General features: G+C 57.1%; 18 protein-coding genes. 2 read left to right on the plus strand and 16 right to left on the minus strand.

Annotated elements, in window-relative coordinates; translation table 11 throughout:
* Positions 1 to 640 precede the first annotated feature (640 nt).
* A complete protein-coding gene (locus BLT09_RS24810) occupies positions 641 to 3,085 on the plus strand; it encodes a GcvT family protein (protein ID WP_091597918.1) in 2,445 nt (814 codons plus the stop codon).
* Between the two features lie 754 nt (positions 3,086 to 3,839).
* On the opposite strand, the gene BLT09_RS24815 is transcribed toward BLT09_RS24810, so the two are convergent.
* From BLT09_RS24815 to BLT09_RS24840, 6 genes are all read right to left on the minus strand, one after another.
* Entirely contained in the window at positions 3,840 to 4,577 is a 738-nt protein-coding gene (locus BLT09_RS24815) for a class I SAM-dependent DNA methyltransferase (protein ID WP_091598019.1), read from the minus strand.
* Positions 4,578 to 4,677: 100 nt separating this feature from the next.
* A complete protein-coding gene (locus BLT09_RS24820) occupies positions 4,678 to 5,097 on the minus strand; it encodes an SET domain-containing protein-lysine N-methyltransferase (protein ID WP_091597921.1) in 420 nt (139 codons plus the stop codon).
* A gap of 1,284 nt (positions 5,098 to 6,381) precedes the next feature.
* Positions 6,382 to 8,382: a coiled-coil domain-containing protein gene (locus BLT09_RS24825; RefSeq protein WP_091597924.1), complete on the minus strand. Its 2,001-nt coding sequence runs from the start codon at positions 8,380 to 8,382 to the stop codon at positions 6,382 to 6,384.
* Positions 8,383 to 8,850 (minus strand): hypothetical protein, encoded by a 468-nt coding sequence (locus BLT09_RS24830; protein WP_091597927.1) that lies wholly within the window; start codon positions 8,848 to 8,850, stop codon positions 8,383 to 8,385.
* Positions 8,847 to 9,758 (minus strand): hypothetical protein, encoded by a 912-nt coding sequence (locus tag BLT09_RS24835; protein WP_091597930.1) that lies wholly within the window; start codon positions 9,756 to 9,758, stop codon positions 8,847 to 8,849. The genes BLT09_RS24830 and BLT09_RS24835 overlap by 4 nt, the downstream gene beginning before the upstream one ends.
* 1,358 nt (positions 9,759 to 11,116) lie before the next feature.
* The gene (locus BLT09_RS24840; protein ID WP_245497214.1) at positions 11,117 to 11,275 is read right to left on the minus strand and encodes a helix-turn-helix domain-containing protein; all 159 of its coding nucleotides are present in this window, start codon (positions 11,273 to 11,275) and stop codon (positions 11,117 to 11,119) included.
* A 190-nt stretch (positions 11,276 to 11,465) separates the two neighbouring features.
* Between BLT09_RS24840 and BLT09_RS24845 the strand changes: the two genes are divergently transcribed.
* Positions 11,466 to 11,747, plus strand: coding sequence for a DUF2285 domain-containing protein (locus BLT09_RS24845; protein ID WP_091597932.1), 282 nt, complete (start codon positions 11,466 to 11,468; stop codon positions 11,745 to 11,747).
* A 710-nt stretch (positions 11,748 to 12,457) separates the two neighbouring features.
* Here BLT09_RS24845 and BLT09_RS24855 read toward each other — a convergent pair.
* From BLT09_RS24855 to BLT09_RS24895, 10 genes are all read right to left on the minus strand, one after another.
* Positions 12,458 to 12,760, minus strand: a complete 303-nt coding sequence (locus BLT09_RS24855; protein WP_236473633.1) for an autoinducer binding domain-containing protein — start codon at positions 12,758 to 12,760, stop codon at positions 12,458 to 12,460.
* 625 nt (positions 12,761 to 13,385) lie between these two features.
* The gene (locus BLT09_RS35880; RefSeq protein WP_091597935.1) at positions 13,386 to 13,682 is read right to left on the minus strand and encodes a cupin domain-containing protein; all 297 of its coding nucleotides are present in this window, start codon (positions 13,680 to 13,682) and stop codon (positions 13,386 to 13,388) included.
* A 63-nt stretch (positions 13,683 to 13,745) separates the two neighbouring features.
* Positions 13,746 to 13,928: a hypothetical protein gene (locus tag BLT09_RS35885; RefSeq protein ID WP_353830040.1), complete on the minus strand. Its 183-nt coding sequence runs from the start codon at positions 13,926 to 13,928 to the stop codon at positions 13,746 to 13,748.
* A gap of 472 nt (positions 13,929 to 14,400) precedes the next feature.
* Complete coding sequence (locus BLT09_RS24865) at positions 14,401 to 15,807, minus strand: aminotransferase (RefSeq protein ID WP_091597938.1); 1,407 nt, start codon at positions 15,805 to 15,807, stop codon at positions 14,401 to 14,403.
* A gap of 158 nt (positions 15,808 to 15,965) precedes the next feature.
* On the minus strand, positions 15,966 to 16,463 hold the full coding sequence (locus BLT09_RS24870) for an Lrp/AsnC family transcriptional regulator (RefSeq protein WP_091597942.1): 498 nt from the start codon (positions 16,461 to 16,463) through the stop codon (positions 15,966 to 15,968).
* Between the two features lie 226 nt (positions 16,464 to 16,689).
* Positions 16,690 to 18,234: a fumarate hydratase gene (locus BLT09_RS24875; RefSeq protein ID WP_091597945.1), complete on the minus strand. Its 1,545-nt coding sequence runs from the start codon at positions 18,232 to 18,234 to the stop codon at positions 16,690 to 16,692.
* A 6-nt stretch (positions 18,235 to 18,240) separates the two neighbouring features.
* Positions 18,241 to 19,674: an NAD-dependent succinate-semialdehyde dehydrogenase gene (locus tag BLT09_RS24880; protein WP_091598024.1), complete on the minus strand. Its 1,434-nt coding sequence runs from the start codon at positions 19,672 to 19,674 to the stop codon at positions 18,241 to 18,243.
* A 201-nt stretch (positions 19,675 to 19,875) separates the two neighbouring features.
* Positions 19,876 to 20,802: a LysR family transcriptional regulator gene (locus BLT09_RS24885; RefSeq protein ID WP_091597948.1), complete on the minus strand. Its 927-nt coding sequence runs from the start codon at positions 20,800 to 20,802 to the stop codon at positions 19,876 to 19,878.
* A gap of 123 nt (positions 20,803 to 20,925) precedes the next feature.
* Complete coding sequence (locus BLT09_RS24890) at positions 20,926 to 21,828, minus strand: HpcH/HpaI aldolase/citrate lyase family protein (RefSeq protein WP_236473632.1); 903 nt, start codon at positions 21,826 to 21,828, stop codon at positions 20,926 to 20,928.
* A gap of 130 nt (positions 21,829 to 21,958) precedes the next feature.
* Positions 21,959 to 23,110 carry a CaiB/BaiF CoA transferase family protein gene (locus BLT09_RS24895; protein ID WP_091597951.1) on the minus strand — a complete coding sequence of 384 codons (1,152 nt, stop codon included), beginning with the start codon at positions 23,108 to 23,110 and terminating at the stop codon, positions 21,959 to 21,961.
* Between the last annotated feature and the right edge of the window lie 15 nt (positions 23,111 to 23,125).

The following is a 23,125-nucleotide window of genomic DNA, read 5'->3' on the forward strand; positions in this document are numbered from 1 at the left end:
GATTTTCTCATTTGGCACGACACGTGCTGTCCCAATCTACCAAAGCACTGCCGCGCCGCACGGACCAATCCCATGATCACGTTCGCCGAACATGCGTTCGCCCCCGCGACACCGAGCGTTCCCGAGCCGACGCAAGAAGGTGCGTTTGCTTTCCAATCGGCATCGAGTAACGCCGGCACGTCGAACGTCCCGAGCTTGGCTACGGCTAGACGATACCGGAAAGTTCGTGACCACAAACGCAACTTCCAGAGCAATCCGTTCTACTCATTCGCCGAAGACAGCCGCACTTGGATCGGAAAGAATTTAGTTGCGATGGCGCTCGCCCGACCAAGCGCGCGCCATCGGATCAGGACAGGTGCTTTCCGCCGTTACATGCCCGACCAAGACTATTCTGGTCCTGGCGCCATACGGCCGCGGTCCGTCGCCCGCCAGCCCGCCATGCGGCTCTGGCCGGGCACTCTTCGCGAGGGCGACAAGGGATAGCGACCTGCGGTGGCCTCGTGGTCTCGCCAGGCTCACCATTCATCCCGAACAACTGGACGGCGCGCCCCCCTGGCTCTGGCGAGGGTGCCGAAAAGAAACTGAACAGGAGCTTACAATGATAGTCGCACCAGAATTTTGCCGGGTTGAGGTATCGGAAATGAAGCCACTGCCTTCCAAAGCACGAGCCGTCATAATCGGAGGGGGCGTGTCGGGGTGCTCCGTCGCATATCACTTAGTGAAGCTAGGATGGACGGACGTGATCCTGCTCGAGCGTAAGCAACTTACGTGCGGCACGACCTGGCACGCCGCCGGATTACTCAGCGAGCTTCGCGGGTCTAGCGACATGACGAAATTGACCAAGTACTCAATGCAACTCTACTCGAGCCTGGAGGAAGAGACAGGGATTGCAACCGGACTTCGCCGCGTCAGCTCATTGTCTATCGCAGTTACCCAAGAGCGCAAGCACGAGCTCTACAGGCAACTCTCTCTCGCACCCGCCTACGGCGTGGAGGCGCGAAAGATCTCTGTGCGAGAACTCGAGGGAATGTACCCTCATATCGATGTGTCTGATGTCACTGCTGCGCTTCATTTCCCTAATGATGGACAATGTGATCCAGGCAACGTCGCGATGGCGCTGGCCAAAGGCGCACGCCAGCGTGGCGCCGCAATCTTTGAGGGAGTGAAGGTAGCCGGTGTTCAGGCGAGGAACGGACGGGTGTCGGGCGTGACATGGGAGAAGGATGGTGAGCGAGGGGTAATTGAAACCGATAACGTAGTAAACTGTGCGGGGATGTGGGCACGGGAATTCGGCGCCAGAAGTGACGTCGCGGTTCCATTGCATGCGTGCGAACATTTCTACATGATTACAGAGCCAATAGATGGGCTAAATCGACTGCCGGTCCTACGAGTTCTCGACGAATATACGTACTACAAGGAGGATGCAGGGAAAATTCTCTTTGGGGCAGTCGAACCGAAGGCGAAGCCGTGGGGGATGAACGGCATCCCGGAAAGCTTCTGCTTCGATCAGTTGTCCGAGGACTTTGCGCATTTCGAACCCATTGTTGAGAAGGCTCTCAAGCGAGTTCCGATGCTGGCAACAGCCGGTATTCGTACTTTCTTCAACGGCCCGGAAAGCTTCACTCCGGACGACCAATACCACCTCGGTGAAGCTCCTGGTGTTAGGGGCTATTGGGTCGCATGTGGTTACAACAGTACAGGAATAGCTGCCTCAGGGGGTGCGGGCTTAGCGCTGGCGCAGTGGATGAATGACGATGAGCCGCCCTTCGACTTGTCGGGCGTGGACATCCGTCGGATGGAGTCCTTACAGAAAAACCGTTTGTATTTGAGAGAGCGGGTTTCGGAGGTAGTGGGACTCTCGTTTGGCGACCACTTCCCCGCTCGTCAGATGACAACAGCACGCGGCATTCGACGCTCGCCAATTCATGAACATCTCAAGGCACGTGGGGCGGTGTTCGGTGAGATGGTGGGCTGGGAGCGAGCCAACTGGTTTGCCAGGAAGGGCCAGGAGCGTGAATACCGATACTCCTGGTATCGCCAAAACTGGTTCGATAATCAGCGCGAAGAGCACCTGGCGATACGCGAACGCGTTGGTATCTTCGACTTAACCTCATTCGGAAAAATCCGAGTGGAGGGCCGAGACGCTACCACGTTCCTCCAGCGACTTTGCTCCAATGATGTCGACGTGCCGGTTGGCCGGATCGTCTATACGCAAATGCTGAACGAGCGAGGCGGGATCGAGAGCGATCTGACCGTGAGTCGTCTCACGGAGACTGCTTTCCTGCTGGTCGTGTCAGCCCTCACATTACAAACCAATCTCTGTTGGCTTAGGCGGCATCTAGGCGACGAGTTCGTTGTTATCGTCGATGTGTCGGCGTCGGAAAGCATCCTGGCAGTGATGGGACCGAAATCGCGCGAACTGCTCGGCAAAGTGAGTCCGAATGACTTCTCCAACGAGAACAACCCTTACAGCACCTGGCAGGAGATTGAGATCGGGATGGGTCTGGCGCGGGCCCATAGAGTGGCCTCTGTCGGCGAGCTGGGCTGGGAGATCTACATTTCGACTGACCAAGCCGCACATGTGTTCGAAGTAATCGAGGCGGCGGGTGCCGATGTCGGACTCAAGCTGTGTGGGCTCCATGCCCTCGGCTCGTGCCGCATGGAGAAGGCATGTCGGCACCTCCCCGACGATGTTGGCAGCGGGGAACACGTGCTCGAAGCGGGGCTGGGCTTCGCTGTCAAGACGGCAAAGCCTGGATATATTGGCCGCGATGCGGTGCTGAGAAAACTTGAGACGGGACTCGACCGTCGGTTGGTTCAGTTCCGCCTTAAAGACCCTGCCCCTCTACTTCATAAGAACGAAGTCGTTTTCCGAGACGGTCGGATCGCCGGAACAATCACTTCCGGAGACTACGGGCACACGCTCGGTGGAGCTATCGGCCTTGGGTATGTACCGTGCAAGGACGAAAGCGAGGCAGCTCTGCTCTCCTCTTCATACGAGATTGAGATCGCCGGCGAATGCTTTGCCGCGGAAGTCTCCCTCAAACCGATGTATGACCCGAAGGGCGAGCGGATGCGGGCTTGATTTACCAATTGGAGCCGTTCGGCATGCACGAACGTATCCTAAGTATCGAAGCTCGCAGGCCGCGCCTAATAAACGGCCTTCTGGACCTCGAAGGCGCGGTTCACGAGCCAATTGGTGCGGATGCCACGTGTTCGACTGGATTCAGCTCGAGCGCGAACGCAGGGGATGGGCGTAATCTCCGGGCGAATCGAAATGCTGGCCTCCCCGTTCAATGCGATCAAGAAGCACTGTTATAATGTCACTCTTCTACTCGCCGAACGGACGCCAAGTTGCCAAGAGGTATCGTTTACCGAGAGCGCGGTCGTCTCGGGGCGACATGAGGCCGCCAGATAAGGGCTTTGCGAGGGATGAGCTTTGAGCAGCAATCGCGGGCCCTGTGACAGAAAGGAGGCAACTGAGACAGCAGAATGAATTAGCCCGCGTGCCCGTGGCAGTTTTGTCGACCAGCCAGTGGTCACGTGGTGCCCAGCATGGGTAGGCGTCATGTCGGTCTTGGCCAGGTCTCTTCGATGATGCCCAGGCCGGACGGATCGATCAAACCGTTATAGGTGTAGCCGCTGGGCATGGCGGGGACTTAGACCAGGGCGGTCTTTACCGCGCGGCCAGCGCCATTTTTGAACGTGAGTCGGCGCAAGTACCGGCCCAAGGTTGAGGTATGGCCCCAGGCAGCGTCCGGCCAAGGGCGGCCCAAAGATTGACATCGGCTGACCGCCGAGGCTCTCACTAAGACGAACCTTCAGAGGCAGGTCACCAACTACAAGCTGGTTCGCCGGTAAACTGAGATGTGACCTTTGGATTCATTGGTGAACGCGCCCCTCGCCCAATCTCCCCAACGCTCCGCCAGCTCCAGCCCAACGCATTCGGCCATTGTATCGAGCTCCTGGTGATAAACGTACCGAACGCGTTGTGGTAAACGTCTGACGGATGTACCAGAAAACCAGAGGATGGTTGAAGTCAAGTTCTGGTTTACTGGGTCATGGAGTACCGCATTGACAAAGGTATTCTCATGATCAACGTACATCGTAGTAGTTTTCTGGCCGCCGACAAAACCGTCCAAGGGTGGAACACGAACTTCTATTACCACAACCCCCTTCTCTGTTAGCGCCTCCGCAGCCGATCGAAGGCAGGCTATTTGCTCTTCGCGCGTGGAGAGCAGGGTGAATGTGCCATAAACACAATAGACCAGATCGTAGCGTTGTTCTGAGCTGAAATCGGAAATGTCCCCCTTCCAGGCTTTGATCACATCAGTACGTTTGGCGAGAAGTTTTAACATGCTTTCTGAATTGTCGATGCCTTCGACCCTGACTCCCCGCTCGCTCAACGGCACCGCTACGCGCCCATTGCCAATACCGAGCTCAAGAGCCCCTCCTCCTCTGGAAAGTTGCTCGAGGAGGGCAGCAGTTTCGTCTGCCTCCGCAACTTTCCCTAATAAGCTGGTAAATTTTTCATATGTGGAAGCCCTACTCTCGTCATAGGCAAAAATGTCTGACATGCTATTCTCCACATTGAACCTTCGTTGTTTTTTACAAGTAAATTAAGGATGTTTTTCCGAGTTTTGCCAAATATGACCTCTTCGTTCTGGCTGTCGCACATCATTCAACGAACTTAATAGTCTTCGGATAATCAGAGATGTTCGTGTATGTTTGTGTTATTTCCTCGTCCGCCTTTATGTCTCTAATTGCTACAAGGCTGGCCCATGCGCCGGATTCTTCATCAGCCCAAACCGTTTCTGAATTAGGGTTCACAGAATGATTTACCAACGACGCGAGTCCAAAAACAACATAGCGCGCCAAAGGACCAATTTTTTGATTTTTGTCGCCCCGAACGAAGTAATATTGAAGTACCCCTGTGAGATCTATGACATTTGCTTGTCGATCGTCAAATTCCCACGTTGGAGCTCGCTCAATTAAATCTCCAATCTTAAAATTAATATTGGCGAATAAACCACGCCCTTTTCCGGGAACTGTCTTCACATAGAGAGCGTTACTGCGATCAAAAACCCTATCGACCATCGTGTGTACCTTCTTAATCCTGAGTTTGGAGCTGATGGGCAGCGTTGAGCTTCCGGACGCGATTCACCAGCAATTACTTCAACGAAAGTCGGCGGCGTGTTGACCGAGCGCTCAGCTACGAGGCCCACTGTTCTCGCCCCAAACCTCCTCCTCACGGAGGTGCCATTGAGGCCTCGACCAAATCCAAGTATACTTTCGCCACTTCGCGTCCTCTGATAACCGGCATCCCCACTAAGGAGCGCATCGGTGGGATCGGCAAAGCGCTTCTAGGGGACGAGGTTCAATGGCTCATTCCACAACTTGTTCTCCGTGAGAGAACATAGCTAGTTCTCAACCTCGTCATACCTACCAATATGCGTGGGTTCGTTAGTTGACTTACGTTTCGCTCCAACCAACCCGGTTCACGCATTCCAAGGCCGGGACCACGTACTCGAATGGGAACCGATCGGCGAGCGCATCAAAGACGCCTTGGGAAACGAGAACGATCTTGGGTACGAACGGCAGGCATTCTATCATCCGGCCCGAACGGCGATAGGATCGGCCCGATCGAACCAGGCGAGTTCCTTGGGACTTACAGCTTCCGATCTCACGATGCAGCATCTACAACGAGGTTCATCACCAGCCAACAGCGAACTACATCTCGATCTATTCACACCCCTGTTGAGTCGTCGGCGTAATGTCGGGGATCTGAGGTTCGACTCCAAAGCCTCCTTTCGCGATGATATCTTTCACGCCTGGGTCGAGCGCAACGATCCGGTGCCGACCTCGGGGATGGCCCGTATCATTCTTTCGGCGAAGTCAGAATGTGGATACGTCTTCGGTCAGTCCGCTCGCCACCGGTTAGCGCGTTATTTCGGTGACTAACCTCGACGAGGTGGGCCGCCGGGCTCACATCACCTCAAGTCAGCGACCCGCACGCGCCGCAAGGCCCCAAACGTCGCCTGCACCGAAATGCTTGCCGCCAATGACCTAGGCGGTGATGCCGAGCCCTTGGATGAACGACACGGGTTAGGCGAGCCCTTGCATCTCGGGGGCGGTAGGCTTTTGCTCACAAGCCGAGCCGAACCCTACTGCGGCACAGATACGCGGTATCGTCGAGAATATGGCAGCCGCTCCCGGGCTCCCTCATGAACGGCTGAACGACTGCGGTTTCGGAGTGATGTAGCCCGCAGCCCCTCGTCGATGAAGCGCCGCGCCAGCAATCCTCGTGATGCGGATACTGCGCAGAATGATACTTGGCGCACTGTGGGCCGTTAGCAAAAGGCACGAGGAGGCGATGAAGCTCTATCGCAGAATATACTCTGAACCGAAATCGATGACGTGCATGTGAAGGCCTTGTGCCCTCGCCCGAACCGCGTGATCCTTGTCAGTCGCGGCAACGATAACCTGCCCCCCCTTCCTGCAAACGTCTGCGACGATATCGAAGAACTTGAGGTAATCTTGTCGGTCGATGTTCTGCTGGGCAGGCTCGTCGAAAACAGTCAGATTCGGATGGTTGCTTTTCTGGGAGTTATCACGGCTGGCGTGAAGGGCGAGCACGAAGGCCGTTATGATGCGGATCCAGTCACTAGCCGAGGTCCCGAAATCGGCCCGAACCCGCCGGTCACGATCGTTTACGATGACTCTCGGCATGAAAGAGCCCTCATCGATCACCATGGAGCCGATCTCGAAAGAATTGAAACCTAGGCGCCCGAGATAATCTCTGAACGTTCTTTGGAATTGCCGTAGAAGGCTTTGGTCGTCAGCGCTCAGGTCACTCCTCAGTTTCGAAAGCTTTCCAGCAACGTCAAGATACTCGTTCCAAATGTTCAGAAGAGCGGCAAGCTCGCTGCTAGTCTGGTCGAGCAGATCGCGATAACTCCCTATCGCGTTCTCTATTCGCGCGATGTCGCGGGCACGCGCCATTAGTTCCGATGGAATTGCACCAGCCAGGCTTTTTTGGATTTCCGACTGCTGGGTCAGAGCAATACTGATTTCGTTTCCAAGCTGCTCTGATTCGACCTGGTGACGCTCACGCCTGGCGATCTCGACGCTAATGATGTCCTGCAAGAGGTTTCGTTGGTCGGTAATGTATTCGACATTTTCATCGATTGACATGGTCGGAAAGCTGCGCATCTGCGACAGTAGCGTGCCATCGATCGACTGCTCGCAAACCGGGCACGCACTTGTGATCGCCCATTCGTCCCGGTTGAACAACCGGCGGATTTTCAGCTCCTCCTTGTTCTTTTGCAGGTCCCGTGCGAGCACCTCCAGACGCTGCTGATAACGACGAACGTTGCCGCGAATGGCCGCTATCGCGTTGTCGAGCTCGCTCTTCCTGGTGACCAGCGCTGTGATCCTTTTTGAGATCTCGTCTATCCGACTTTGCAGGCTAGGATCTGGAGGCGTAAGATCGGCTAGTGCGATTTTGCTGGCGAGATCTGCCTCAGCGGCTGACAGCAAATCTGCCAGGGATTGCTGTTTTTCTCCCTCCGTCACTCTGAATATCTGCGGGCTGAATGAACCTACGCCGATGTCCGAGGGAATACCCTTAATTGAAAACTGTCTGCCGTTTACGTGACGTCTAAGAATGGCGATTCCGGTGTCGTAGCGCGCCTTCAGCCGTTGCTCGTCCAGCCTAAGGGCATTCCGTTGCAGATTGTTCCTGATGTAGTCGAGTCCCAGAAGTTCGGCGATGGTGGATTTCTTGGGATCACGGACCCGATAATAAGGCATGTTCGCCATGATATCCGCCCATCCGCGCTTTTGTTCGATGAAAATCGCGGAGAATATGTATTCCAGGTAAAGCCGCATCACGCCGTCGTCTTGAGAGATAACTTGAACCTCCGGGAAGCCGATGAACTCGGAGAGCAAACGGTGGAAACCTCTAGTGTCCGTGTAAGATCCTGACCCCAAATAATATTCCTCCAATCCGGCCTCGCTCCATTGGCTGAGCGGCCCGCGCCGAACCAGCATCCCGCGTGACAATTCCGGTTTGACGGATCGACGGATGGTCAAGAGTTCATTAGAAGCGTTGGCAATCTCGAGGAGAATTGCCGCTTCGACAATCCTTTGATCCCCTTGTGCGCCCCTCAATGTGTCCTTTACCAGAGCGGCAACATTGCCTTTCACGAGATCGTCTAATCCTAGCCCGACCGCGAGAGCGTTGACGAGCGTGCTTTTGCCTTGTGTGTTGCTGTCCGTCAGGATGAGGTTTGCGCCGGGACGAAGTTCGACCTCGCATGAGGCGAGCTTACCGTTGAAAAGCTTCGCCTCGAGGCGTACTCGACTATATCTGAGATGCATTTAGATGCCCTCCCTCATGACGGTCTGAACTTCGTTCTCAGAGATCCTGCCTACTTCCCTGGCCAGTGCAAATACGTCCAGCGCCAGTTGTTGGCTCCTGAGGCTTTTCACAAAGTCCGTTCCCTTATCGGTCAGTTCCACCCTAAAGCCACGCTGAACGTCCTTCTGATCGAGGAGACCCGCTCCCATGGCATAGTTCACACATCGGTTCAGGTAGGGGTCGGCAGACGGCGCAAGGATCCTTGGCGAAAATCTGACCGATCTGAACTCCATGTACGGACCTCGGAAATCCTCGTTTATGAATAGCGAATTGATAAAATGAAGCTGCTTGAACGATGCGGAGCCGGCGCGGCAGCATTCCGACACGGAGATGCAGACCATGGCTAGCCGCCGATAGAGCCTTAGGTCGGCGGGCACATCGACGGGTCGCTGGGTGAACTCGATTTCGATCTTTTCGGCAGGGTTCACTGCAGCGACCTTTTCCTCTTAAACCTCAAAGGGCAGCGAACCAGCCAGTCTGCAATCGTAAACTTCCTGATCCTGCTCAGCGTCTTGGTGCCGAGACGGCTGCCTACGACAGCGTTGAGACGGGCCTCGAGCGTCGTTTTAACGTGGGAGAATGAGTTCCAGGAGCCGACCGCGATGCTGCCCTGCTCGGCATCATTTTCGATGTCTGAACGAATTTCCTCAATTTGGCTGAAGAAGTCAGGTTCTCGGCGTTGGATTTCGCTGAGCTGAATCGAATTTTCCAGAAAGTTTTTCAATTCGAAATAGGCAAGTTGCTCAGCCTCCTCATCATTGTCCGTAATGACACGGAACTTTTCATAGACGAGCTTAAAATTTTCATTTTGTCGCAAAACGACGAGCGCGGGGACGGGCTGATCCTCAACCGTGACTTCTATCCTGTCGTCGCGCCGTTTTTGATACTCCAGCCATTCCGTCTCAAGAAACGATGGTGTCTGAATGGATACTTGAAAGTCCGGATCTATGATGGAAAGGCCCCACGATTTGACCTCTGTCTCTTTTTGCTTTGCGTATCGATGCAGGTCGTTGTGGGGAATTTCCTTGTTAAGGAGCAGGGCCCAGTTCCGAAGCTTCTTACTACCAATGATCGCGGCTATTTCGCTTTCGTTCAGTTGCAGCTTCTTGAGGTCAGTTCCGATCTTTTTGCGAACGCCGGATACTGGATCCTTGTTTTCAGGCTCCTGCCCGTACGCCTGGTATGCCGTACCGGCTCGTAGATTGAGCCCGTCCAATCCTAGATCGCCACCCTTGTCGCCGATGGGCTGATAATCCGTCCCGTATTTCGTGCCGAGGAGAACGTTGCAAATGCCTTCCCAAGCATCCCCATTATAATCCAGATACCAAAGACTCAATTTACCGCCCCGAATTCAGCACTGTTCCCGCGACGGTAGAAGGCACGTCGTCCTCTAAACAGCAAAGACATAACACAACGTCAGGCTGCAAACGTCGGACTATGCGTCGCGGAGTACCAGAAGATTCGTAAATCCGCCAACACGGCCTCTGCAAATAACGGAATACGGTCTGCTCATTCCTGCGGACGGCTAAGACTAGCTCTCTTCACGTCCGCGTCGTATCGCGCCGGCGTAAGACTTCGTGACGGATCAGGACGTATGTGTCAGGTGCGGCTCAACGCTTACAGACAATCCGCCCGCGATGCAGCACCACGACCGTCGATGTGAACAGCGCCTCTTCGAAGCGGGAGGTGCCGCTGTTCATGTCAATTAATGTGAGCGCATCGTGTCGGCAGCCTTGTCTCTGCGCTCAAACGTGGTCGGCCGGTCCGGCGAAACCCTCATCCCGGCCGGAGTTCGCGCGGATCGGAAGCGAGGCCCTCGAGGTACTACCGTCCGTGAGTTCGAGTGTGCTCGATCGACCGCATCACCTCGAAGTGCCTGAACGTTGTCGAGAGGTGCAGGCCAATTCAGGTTCTATCATAAGCTCGCTCAAAATTTCAGTCTTGCATGCTGCTACCGCATTTGCGGCGTAGGCGTTCAAGCCCTTTTACAAAGTTGGGACGCCTATCTGCGGGGTGTTCGTGAGGATTGATGGCCGCGCAGCCTATGTCAAATTCAGTTTGCATATGCTAGTGATCTGGACGCAAGATGGGCGTGCAGATAGAGCCCGCGGGGGCCGCTAAGCCACATACAAATTTCGCATGGGCTTGGACCATGGGACGGAGCCGCGCTCGAGTTCGGCAATGACGCGGTTTGACCTGCTGATGAGGCAAGCGCCTGAGCGCCCGCCCTTGGCGGCGCCAGCCTCTCGGCTGCCGGAAAACTTATTGTTTGCACGCATTGTCTGGTCCTCCGTTCGCCAATCGCGCCCTCCCCCCGGACGCGGGGTGGGCGAAAGCGACCGGAAAGGCCGCCGTAGAAGGCGGACCACATTCGAAACACCGGAACGAAGAGGACCCGGAGCGGCCACGCAGTCGCGCTGTCACAAGAGACGCGGATGCGTCGCGCACGTAATCGAGGATAATTCCAGTCGGACTGGACGCACCCCGTTTGCCGAAGAGCGCCTCAGCGAAGGCGGGATGCTTCCAGCTAGTGATCCGAGCGCACGAAGAATGGTCGGTCAGGCGCCACGTCATTCAATAGCCGAAAGGCTGCCGCCCGTCAGCGGCGCGCTGGATGCCTGAGACGCATGAGCTTGCCGAAGAAGAGCCGGCGGTCGCGGCAGCCGGTGCGCTTCGCGAGCCCGCCGGCGCCAGCTATGATCGTAGGCTCAACAGGATCTCGCACGGGTCAGCCTCAAGGGCCGCGGTTACGTCGAGAAACTCAATGACATCGAGACGCCGCTCTCCACCCTCATACTTGGCCACGAAGGATTGCGGCCGGCCAAGCTTCTCGGCCACCTGCTCCTGGGTCATGCCTTTTGCATTGCGCAGCGATGTCAGCTGGGCCAGAACCGCTGGTGGCGGGGAGATCGAAGAGATTTGGGCATGTAGGCGAACCGGTCAGGTAAAGACCGGCTCAGCCACTAATGTCGGTTTCGGATTATCCCATTTTGGGATATTTTGCCTTGAATCCAGCGATCAACATGCGAGGTTCACGGCAGACATGAATCGATCAACGGGAACAGATGGGACTCAAAGCTCAACACTGCGCGACGAAGTCCCCTGGTCAGACAGCATCACGGGCTACGACAGGCAACATCGCACCATTTACCTGCGCATCCTCGACGCCTGCGTCGATAATGCCAGCGTAGAGGAAATGGCCGAACTCATTCTCGGCATCGACCCGGCCCTTGAACCGATCCGTGCCCGCAAGGCTGTTCGCAGCCATATCGATCGCGCGAATTGGATGGTGACAACCGGTTGCAAGCAACTGTTCGCCGGCTGATTACAGCGCGGGTTGCGACGCCTTTTTAGACGAGGAAATCTCGGTACCCGCTATTCATCAGCGCGTGACTACGAGAGACGGCGCGGCGGGCGCGATCGCGCAGATGACCGCCAGGATCCCTCAAATTGGCCTGGATGAGCCCTTCGTCGATCAGCGCCTCAACAATCTCGCGGTGGACGCGAGCGACCCGTCGAGGGCCCGACGAACGAATGGCAACCGGGCTGCAAATTTTTGAGGGAAACAAGCGGCGGGCAGTTCTCCATCGAGACAAAGGGCATTGACGCATTCGAGCGCCCAGAAGCGATGCTTCGAAAGTGCTGCGGGCCAGATCGCCTCAGCACGCAGGCAAGCGGCCGCAGGATGTCCGCCGGGAAATACGAGCTGGATGGTGTGCCCAGCTTTGCGGAGAGGGACGTGCTGACACTTGCCGGTTCCCAGCAGGACTGTCGTCCGACATGACAATGACCTCATTTCGAAGGGAGTTGGCGACGCGGACGTCTGTTTCGCGACGACCGACAACACATGGGCGCACCGACGCACACCAGAACGACCGCACTGCGAGCGGGCGAAACAAAACTCCTAATTAGCGCGAGAGATCGCGGAGAGGCGATCACGTCGACAAGGGCTCCGCGAGACAGTGTATTGGCCTCCTGGAGCGCAGCGAGCAGAAAGCGCCGGAATGCCGGTTTGCGACGCAAGAACTCCCAGGCCTAGCCACTCGACGTCAAATGAGCGGTGAAGTCATAGGAGCAGCGATCCTGCCAGTCCATCGGCATCTGGAAGGGGCATTCGCCGACGCGGGCACGCACGATGACGGGGTCGATGCTCTGGTACTGGTGCTCGAGATAGCACGCTGTCCAGGGCGCCGGATAGTTGGAGATCAGCCTGGGCTTGTCACCTGGCCGCGGCGGTAGCGAGAGATAGGCGAAGGCGAGCAGGTCGGGTTGTGAGCTCACATCGGCCAAGGCGCTGTGGAAATCGACCTCATCGACGCCTTCCGAAAGCTGTTCCAAAAACCTTCGAAGACAGATTGCATGTCTGCGTGTCAGAACCTTCACTGGGTCTCCGGCCACTTGCTTGGGGGTGGAAACAAGCCCGGGTCCTCGGCATCATAAGCGTGCCTTGCGGAGCATGGTTATTCGTCTCAATATTCATTCACTGGCGCGATGGTGGACCTGCTACGTCTCAGAAATACGCCCTGGCCGGCGGGGAGGTGCGCCGGCAGGGCTTGCCGCGTAACGCCAGCGGTCAATGGGAGGACCGGACGACAGCGGCAAAACAAAGTCGTTTGGCGCTCACGAAGATTATACGGCCCTTCCGCCTTCGAAGCGGGGTACCTTGTGTCAACTGACTTCGCCGTCGCGTCGACGATGATGTCGACTTCGTATTCCTGGCGATGATCAGTGGCGGGGCAAAGCCGGGGGTATCGCTGTGCGGGCCCCCTTGCGGCAGCTCGCCTCAGCACCAGCGGGTACGTCGTCATGATCCAAATTTCTCCAATCGGCGGGACACGCTAGCTATACGGGTCACGAGCAGACGGGTCACGGAACTCAGATCGTGGCATATCTTAGCGAGATTGGGCATACCGGGCATACCGGGTATCGTTTCTCCAGTCGGACGGAGAAATTGCATAGTACATCAAAGCAAGGCCGGTGGACCGATACCTCGCGACGGTACCGTTGGGGAGCCTATGCATTCTCCTCTTGCCAGAGAATACGCACGACCATCCACTGTCACCTCGAGCAGTTGCCCTGGATCAATGCATATCATCTCGTCATACCATAGTGTCCACTCGAAATCAGAATCTCGAAGATACGTGGTGCCTGAAGCTAGAGGTGAGTCGTCTTTCTCGTTGACAAACTCATGCCACGACGTACCCCTGTGGTTGTAGTTTTGCTCGACGTCCGTGGGCTTAAACAGTTTGACTTCAGGCACGTAGTTCTCCTGAGTATTCGGGACGAATGGTGGGGTCTTTGTGCATGCTTACGATATCAGCCGTCACCGGCTGTTTGCTGCAAACCATATTCGGCTGATGCAGAAAAACCGCGTCTCTCTGACTTTCTGGGTTGTGTTAGCCGCGCTGCGACGAAGCAATGTCGAGCGCGAAGCGGCTGCTTTCCAATATGTTCGGATGCTCAGCGCCGTCTTTCCTTCCAACAGCCGGAAAATGTCGCAAAGCATAGTCGGCCCTGTGGAGGGCAGGAGGCGCACGCAACCATCGACGGAACCGTCGATACCGCGGAGGAGCAGTTAATGAGCTCTCAACACGTTAAGGCGAGTAGGTCGAGTCGTGAGGTCACATAGGCCAAGGCGCTGTGGAAATCGACCTCATCGTCGCCATCCGAAAGCTGTTCCAAAAAATCTTTCGAAGACAGATTGCATGTCTGCCCTTGTCAGAACCTTCACTGGGTCTTCGGCAACTTGCTTAGGGGTGGAAGCAAGTCCGGGTGCTCGGCATCATAAGCGTTTCTTACGAAGCATAATTGTTCTTCTCAGCATCCATTCACTGGCGCGATGTGGTGGACCTGCAATGTCTCAGAAATACGCCCTGCCGGCGGGGAGGTACACCGGCAGGGCTCGCCGCGCAACGCCAGCGGTCAAATGGGAGGACCGGACGACAGCAGCAAAACAAGTCGTTTGGCGCTCACGAAGATTATACGGCGCCTTCCGCCTTCAAGGCGCGGTACGTCGTGTCAACTGACTTCGCCGTCGCATCGACGATGATGTCGATTTCGGCCCGGGTGATGATCAGTGGCGGTGCAAAGCCGAGGATATCGCCATGCGGCATGGCGCGGCCGATGACACCGTTTTCAAGCAGAGCAGCGGCGGCACGCGCGCCGACCTGCAGCTCGGGCTCAAACGGTACGCGCGCCTTGGGATCCCGCATCAGCTCTACTGCTGACAGGATTCCAACGCCGCGAACTTCGCCGACAATGGGATGTCCCTCCAATTCGGCTTTCATGCGGGAAAGCCAATACGGCCCGACATCCTGGACATGCTCCAGGATCTTTCTTTCCTTAAGTACTTGAATGTTGGCAAGTGCGGCCGCCGCGCAAAGCGTATGCCCTGAATATGTCCAGCCATGGCCGAGAGGTCCATTCTTCTCGGTTCCTTCTTCCAGGACAGACCAGACGCGGTCGCCAATAATTGACCCGGAAATTGGGAGGTAGGCGGAACTAACGCCCTTGGCGATGGTGACGAAATCCGGGCGCATCCGATAGAGGTGCGAGCCGAATTTCTCGCCGGTTCGCGCGAAGCCACAAACGACTTCATCGGCGATCAGCAGGATATCGTGCCTATCCAGCACCTCTTGAATAGCCGCCCAGTACCCCCTTGGGGGCGGAACGATGCCGCCAGTCCCAAGTGCCGGTTCTCCGATAAAGGCCGCAACAGTTTCCGGGCCCTCGGCAAGAACAAGGGCCTCGAGTTCGTCGGCGCAGCGTTTGGAAAAGGCTTCTTCGGTTTCGCCCTCATGCGCCTGCCGATAGTAATGTGGGGTCGTTGTGTGGCGTACCAGATTCAAAGGCAGGTCGAAAAACTTATGAAAAAACGGAAGACCTGTCAGGCTTCCAGTGACCAGGCCGGAACCGTGATAACCGCGATGTCGCGAAATGATCTTCTTCTTTTCGGGACGCCCGAGAACGTTGTTATAATACCAGACGAGCTTGATATTGGTCTCGTTGGCGTCGGAACCGGAGAGGCCAAAATAAACTCTTTGCATGTTCTGCCCGAAATATTCCACCACGGCCTCCGCTAAGCGGGCAACGGGCTCCGTGCCTTGGCTGGCATAGACATGAGCGAACGGTAAGTCGTGCGCTTGCTTGGCAATGGCGTCAGCAATCTCCGTGCATCCATATCCCATGTTGACGCAATAGAGCCCACCGAAACCGTCGAGGCTCTTTCGGCCTTCAGTATCCCAGATGTAGACGCCTTCCGCTCCGGCCATGATCCGGTTTGGCGTCTCGCCGCGGCTGTGTTTTGCCAAGTGCGTGGAAGGATGAAAGACGAAGGTCCGATCCTTTTCTTGGACTTGCTTGGTTCCCAGATTGGTCAGACTCATTGTCGCTCTCCCGTTTATTGCCCGGCGGAGAACACTCAGTCCCCGCTCGTCTAGGGCTGACTATACCGGCGGACACACTCCACGTTCCACGGCAATGCACGTCCGCGGCCGATGAAATCACGGAAGTTGCGTCAATCTCCGTGGAAAACACGGACAACTCAGCGTTGTCTTGGCGCGGACAAGGGAATGGGCGAATTGGATTTTACGGATTTCGTCACTATGAGGCTGTAATATTGATCGATCCCGAGTCCAACCTGTAGCAAACCCTCCATGAATTCCTGGTAGGCAGCCATAGAAGGAGCTGCAACGCGCATCAGGTAATCTACCCGGCCCCCGATCGCCCAGCAGTCCAAAATTTCGGAGATGCCTTGAATTGCCGTCTCAAAGTGTCTTTGGTCTTCGAGGCGGTGACGATCCAGCACGACCTCCACCATCACGAAAATCACGCCCCCGGTGAGGGATGGACTCAGCCGCGCGTAATAGCCTTCAACAATCCCTGTTGTTTCGAGTATGCGGAGCCGCTCCGAGCAAGCCGAGGCCGACAGATGGACGCGCTTCGCCAGTTCGCTCTTCGATATCCGACCGTCTGTCTGAAGCTCCGCGAGGATCCGAAGGTCCCAAGCGTCCAGGCGAACTGTGTTGAGTTTCGACTTCATGGGATTGCCGGGCTGAGTATGGCTTTACGTTTAGTCTGCCTAGGGTCTGCCGCCAATTGCATCCATGGTCCGGTCGTGCCAGCCCAGCGTTGCCTTCGTCGCAGGCGATGCTGGTGTAGGCATAAGCCCATGCGCACAGCTTGCCCGATACAAAGACAAAGCTTCTCACTGCCTTTTGATAGTCTACGCGTAGCCGACACAGGACTAATTGGCCTAACGGGAATAATCAAACGCCGATGTTGCGGGCGATCGTATCGGCGGCCATGCGCTTACGCCACTCGATTGGCCCGGAATTATGAATAGAGTTTCCTTCAACATCGACAGCCATGATGACTGGCATGTCCTGCACCTCGAATTCATAGATGGCTTCCATGCCCAGGTCTTCAAAGGCCACGATCCGCGCCGTCTTGATCGATTTTGAAATCAGGTACGCAGCACCACCCACTGCGATGAGATAGGGCGTTCTGTATCTCACAATTGACTCGATGGCCGCCGGGCCCCTCTCGGCCTTGCCGACCATCGCATATGTCCCCGTCTCGGCGAGCATCTTTTCAGTAAAACTGTCCATTCGGCTCGAGGTTGTTGGGCCAGCCGGCCCGACAACCTCATCCCTCACCGCGCGGACGGGTCCGACGTAGTAGATCACGCGACCCCGCAGATCTACAGGAAGCTGCTCGCCGGCATCGATCAAATCGACCATTCGCTTGTGGGCGGTGTCCCGGCCGGTCAGCATCTTTCCGGACAGAAGAAGGGTTTCCCCGCAACGCCATGATGCCGTCTCTTCTTTTGTGAGCGCATCGAGGTTGACCCGCCTGACCTCAGCAGTGTGCAATTCTTCATTTCCGATCTGTGGCCATTCAGAAAGGTCAGGCGGCTGGAGCTGGACCGGCCCTGTGCCGTCCAATGTAAACGTCAGGTGCCGGTTGGCGGCGCATTGTGGAATGAGCGCGACTGGCTTCGACGCGGCGTGCGTAGGATAAGTTGCAACCTTGACGTCCACGACTGTTGTCAGGCCACCCAGGCCCTGAGCGCCGATGCCAAGCCCATTAATTCGCTCATAAAGCTCAATCCGTAGTGCCTCCTCTGGGCTTGCCGGCCCCCTGGCGGTCAGTTCCGACATGTCGATGGGTTCGTTCATGGCCTCCTTTGCGAGCAGCATAGCTTTTTCAGCGCTGCCTCCGATGCCGACCGAGATAAGGCCGGGTGGGCACCATCCGCTGCCAAGGGTCGAAACGGTGTCAACCACCCAGTCGGCAACGGACGCGCTGGGGTTAAGGGTGGTGAAACGCGCCTTGTTTTCGGACCCGCCCCCTTTGGCTGCGATGGTGATTTCAATCTGGCTACCAGGCACGAGGTCCACGTGGACGACTGCCGGCGTGTTGTCACGAGTGTTCACCCGTCGGCCAAGCGGATCCGAGACGATCGATGGTCGGAGGGGATTGTCCGGGTCGAGATATGCTTGGCGAACGCCCCTATTCACGAGGTCGGCGAAACTCGCCGCTGATTTAATGCGGACCCCCATGCCGACCTTTGCAAAGACCACCACAAGACCGGTGTCCTGGCAGATCGGGCGCCGTCCGAAGCCCGCCATGCGCGAGTTCAGCAAAATCTGCCCGATAGCATTCTTCGCCGACGGGCTCTGTTCGCGCGCATATGCCTGCGAAAGAGACCGGACATAATCTGGAGGATGGTAGTATGAGATATACTGAAGAGCGTCTGCAACGCTCCTTGTGATGTCCTTGCCAGCGATGATCCGCGATCTATTTCCCACCGGATCTCATCCAAATGAGCCGAGGCCATTAACCATTTTCAGGCTTTGGAAGCTCCGCACCCCTTGGTCACCCCCTTCGTATCCATAGCCGCTCTGTTTAATGCCTCCATACGGCGCATCTGCCGAAACCCCCTTCAGGTAATTCACACTGACAGCGCCCGCCGAAAGACCATCGATCAGCGCCCGTTTCGCATTAGCGGCGTCGGTGAAGAAGTAGGCGGCCAAGCCATATTCAGTGGCGTTGGCTTCTTCGATCGCCTCCTCAATCGTGTCGAACGGCGCCACGGTGAGGATCGGTCCGAACGGCTCGTCATGAAGCACTTTGGCATCTTTTGGCACCCCTGTCAGGATGGTTGGCGGCCAGTAAAAACCGGGCTGGTCGAGGCGGGTGCCACCAGTCTCGATGCGGGCGCCGCGATCGACCGCATCCTGGATCAGACGCTGCATGGCTTCAATTCGCCGCGCGTTCGCCATGGGGCCCATCTCGGTCGCCGGGTCGTCCGGTGGACCGATCTTGATTTTACGAGCGGCTTCCGTCATTCGGGATAGGAATTCCTGATAGAGAGTCCGCGCGACCAGAATTCTGCTCGGCGCGTTGCAGCTCTGGCCCGCGCACTCGAACTTGTATTCCGATATCGCGGGGACCGCCTGCGCGAGGTCCGCATCCGCGCACACAACGACAGGGGAGTGTCCACCCAGTTCAAGGACGCAGCGCTGCAAATTATTCGCGGCGAGCGTGGCCAGCTGTTTTCCAACTGCCGTGCTGCCCGTGAAGGTCAAGACCTTCACGATTGAGGAACTGAGGAGATGGCGCGAAATATGCACCGGTACACCGAAGACGAGATTGACCACCCCGTCCGGGACACCCGCATGGCGCAAGGCTTCTACGATATGAACGGCGGCGCTCGGCGTCTCTTCCGCACCTTTAAGAATGACCGGACAGCCTGCTGCCAGCGCAGGGGCGAGCTTGCGGGCGATGAGAACGGCGGGATAGTTCCAAGGCGTGAAGGCAGCAACGACACCGAGGGGCTCCGGGACGATCATCCTGTTAGGGCCCAACGGAATCGGGGCCGACAGCTTTTCGGCGTGGGTGCCGTTCCACTTCAGCGTTTCGACAGCGCGCGCGTACTCACCTGTGGCCTCGGCAATCGTCTTTCCCTGTTCAACCGACAAATCGTTCGCCGCGTCGACTGCCTTTGTGGCAAGAATCCTGGCGGCTGCTACAAGGATCTCGCCGCGCTCTTTTACAGGCCGTGAGGACCAAGCCTTGCGGCTGCGCTCTGCCGAAGCGAGGGCCTCGCCCAGATCCGACACCGTCGCCGAGGCCACCGAGCCAAATACCTTCTCCGTCGCCGGGTTAATCACGGGCAACGTGGCTCTGTTACTAGCGGCTCGCCATTTACCGTTGATAAAGAGCTCGTAGCTCGTGGCGTGGGACATAGCGTGCTCCGCTTGACTGAATTCAGTGCGATACCAGCCGACATCCGGACCATGAGCTCGCTTCTGCAGTTTCATCGCGATGGTCACGCCCGGTCAAATATGGAATGTCGACCAAAACCATCTCGAAGACAGATTGATAGAGCTCAGGCAACCGCGAACGAGCGCGGCGATAGCACTGGAAGAGCTTGGTTCAAGAATGGCCTAAGCCAGGTCGGGAGCCGTGGCTGACCAGTGCCCGCCCTCGATCAATGTCCTGACGACCTTGGGGATCAGGTTGCGGACGGCAGAGACGGCTGGAGAGCGCTCATCTTTCGGGTTAACGGCAAGGACAACGGATCGGGTGATCACCGGATCAACGATCTTCACCGTCCGGACGCGGCCTTGAGACGCCTCTTTCTGAATGGCCGACGGCGTGAGGACAGAATAGGCCTTTCCTTCCATGACCATATTGATGATCGTAGAAAGGGAGTCGACTTCGAATCTTACGTCGAGCACACAACCGTGTTGCGCAACGACATCAGCCACCGAACGCCTGACATTGTTATTGCGCATCGGAACCGCCAGGGGAAACGCGTGCAGATCGACGAGCGGGATCGAATTTTCGAAAGGCGGTTCACCCGGCGGTACCACCAGGTAAAACTCTTCGCGGGCCAGCACCGTCATTTGCCCCACGCTCTCGGCAGTCCGATACAATACTGCCAGATGGAAGCGGCCAGCAGCCATCCACTCCTCCAGCGGTCCCGTCATTCCCTCGATCATCTTAAGCGAGATCCTCGGCAGTTCACTTCTTACCGATTCGAGCAGGGGACCACTAAGCACGCGTGCGGCGCCGGACGGGATGCCAATGGTCACTTCTCCGGAAGGAGCAGCCACCGAGTTGGTCAGTTCCGCTTCAGTGAGCTGAATTTCCCTTAGAATAATCCGGGCGCGCTCAAGCAGCCTGTGTCCGGACGCGGTGACGCTGACACCCGTCCTATCGCGAACGAGCAGCTGGGTTCCGAACCCTTCCTCCAGTTGACGTACATGCAGGCTTAAGGCGCTTTGAGCAACGTGAAGGAGCGCAGCGGCCTTCGTAAAACTGCCGGCCTCCACGACGCCGACGAAGTATTTTAACTGCCTGATATCCACGGTTTAAACCAACTGAGGCACTTTCGCAGTCCCATCCTATTATCTCGAAACTAGATAGCCGGCAAGTAATACTTGCCTACCCCACGCCGGGAAAGATGCGCGGTCTCATTGATCGGAGGTAGCTCAGTTCCTGCCCGCGAGAGCCAGAGTGTCGTGGGCGCGCCGAACCACCGGCGGATCAACCATCTTACCGTTCAACGGGAATGCAGACAGCCCGCGGGCGGCCGCATCGTTCTCTGCAGCGATGACATCACGGGCCCACTTGATTTCCTGTGCGCTCGGGGAGAAGGCCTCATTGAATATGGCGACCTGTGTCGGATGGATCGCCAAAGCTCCGGCAAAGCCAAGCCGCCGCGCATGCGCCGCGGTCTCACGAAGTTTATCAGTGTCTGTAACCTCGCCGATGCTTCCAACAAAGCCCAGAGGGAGCAATCCGGCCGCACGGGCGGCAAACAGAACGGAAAGGTTCGGCGTCAAAAGGAGGTCGAACTCCGGCGTGCCTCCAACAGCGGCACTGAAGTCTTCAGGACCGAGCGCCATTGCAAGCATCCTGGGATGAGCCGAGGCTATGGCCGCGAGCCTTTGCAGTGCTGCGGGCGTCTCGATTTGGGCAAGGAAACGGATGCGTCCTTGGACAAGATCTCTTTCTCTTTCAAGTTCCAATACGGCATTCGCGATCTCTAATACCGACTCCGCCGAATCCGTCTTCGGAAGGACAAGCGCATCAACACCTGCCACCACAGCTGCATCGAGATCCGCCACCAACGCCCGCAAGCCACGATTCACGCGGACCAAAACAGATGCGCCCTTGCGCCCCACCTTTGCCACCGATTCAGGGAGCTGCCGCCGTGACTCAGCCTTTTGATCCTGGGGAACGGAGTCCTCGAGGTCGAGTATGACGCCGTCCGCCCCGCGCTCGTGAGCCGCCTCCACGAATCGGGGAACGTGAGCGGGAACGAAGAGCAGGGATCTCCAGCGAGGCACAAACGTCGCGCTTTCAACGGCCGGAACGGTGTCCTTGATCACGGAGTGCCTCTGCGGCCGATTTTAGCGAGGGCGGTAGCAGCCAGTTTGCCGAGTGCCCGCACTGGATGGCAAGTAACCGTCACGCTTTTTGCAAATCGCGAGCGCGTCCACCTCCCGACACGATGCGCGCTCATGCTGACGCGGCCCTATCGCCCAAACGCCTCAGAGCCTCTTCCCGGACGGTCTGCGTATGAGCGCCGAGAGCCGGAACCGGGCGCAGCGAGGGACGCTCCGCGTTGAAGATCGCCGCCGGCGCTATCGTCTCTACAGTTCCTTCGGGTGTGCTAACGGCTACCCTGCGAACGTGGGGATGCCTAGAAACATCAGCCACCTCGTTCAGTCGGCCATATGCCAGACCGGCTGCCTCAAGCTCCTGCATTGCTTCGTGACAGGACAGTTCGGAAAAGCGCAGCGCGATGATCTCGTCAAGTTGCACCCGATTACCGAGGCGCTCCATGTTGTCGGAAAAACCAGGTGCGCGTGTCAGCTCGGTTCGCCTAAGGAACTTCTCGCAAAAATTTACCCATTCGCGGTCATTTTGCACCGAAAACACAACCTCCTTGCCGTCGGCGCAACAATACGCGCCATATGGCGCCAGCGACGGGTGTTTCACGCCGGCGCGCACCGTCTGATACCCGCTGTAGTCGTTTTGCAGAACCGGCACGTTCATCCAATCGGCTAGAGCATCGAACAGTGACACCTGGATGCTGGTCCCTTCGCCGGTGACTTCGCGGTGATACAGCGCCTGAAGAATGGCGCTATGCGCGGTCATGCCCGCCGAGATGTCGCAAACCGACACCCCCACACGCGCGGGTCCTTGTTGGTTGCCGGTGATCGCGCACAGACCTGTTTCAGCCTGAACGATCAGGTCATATGCCTTCAAATGGGAATACGGACCTGTCTCCCCGAAACCAGAGATGTCGCAGGTGATCAGCCGAGGAAACCGCTTGCGGAGATCCGTAGACCCGAACCCTAATCTTTCTATGCTGCCCGGTTTCAGATTCTGGATGAAGACGTCAGCACTGGCAATAAGCGTGTCCAGCACGGCGCGGTCAGCCTCCGATCTCAGGTCCAGACACACCGACTCCTTGCCCCGGTTGAGCCAAACGAAGTAAGCGCTCTGTCCCCGCACCAACTTGTCGTAGTTTCGGGCAAAATCCCCTTCCGGCCTCTCAATCTTAATGACACGTGCCCCAGCATCCGCAAGCCGTGACGAGGCGTAAGGCGCCGCCACCGCCTGCTCTACGGCTACGACCGTAATCCCCTCAAGAGAGTTCTGCATGCGACACCGTGCTTT

It is taken from the genome of Mesorhizobium muleiense (assembly GCF_900099905.1).
In the GTDB taxonomy this organism is placed as follows: domain Bacteria; phylum Pseudomonadota; class Alphaproteobacteria; order Rhizobiales; family Rhizobiaceae; genus Mesorhizobium; species Mesorhizobium muleiense.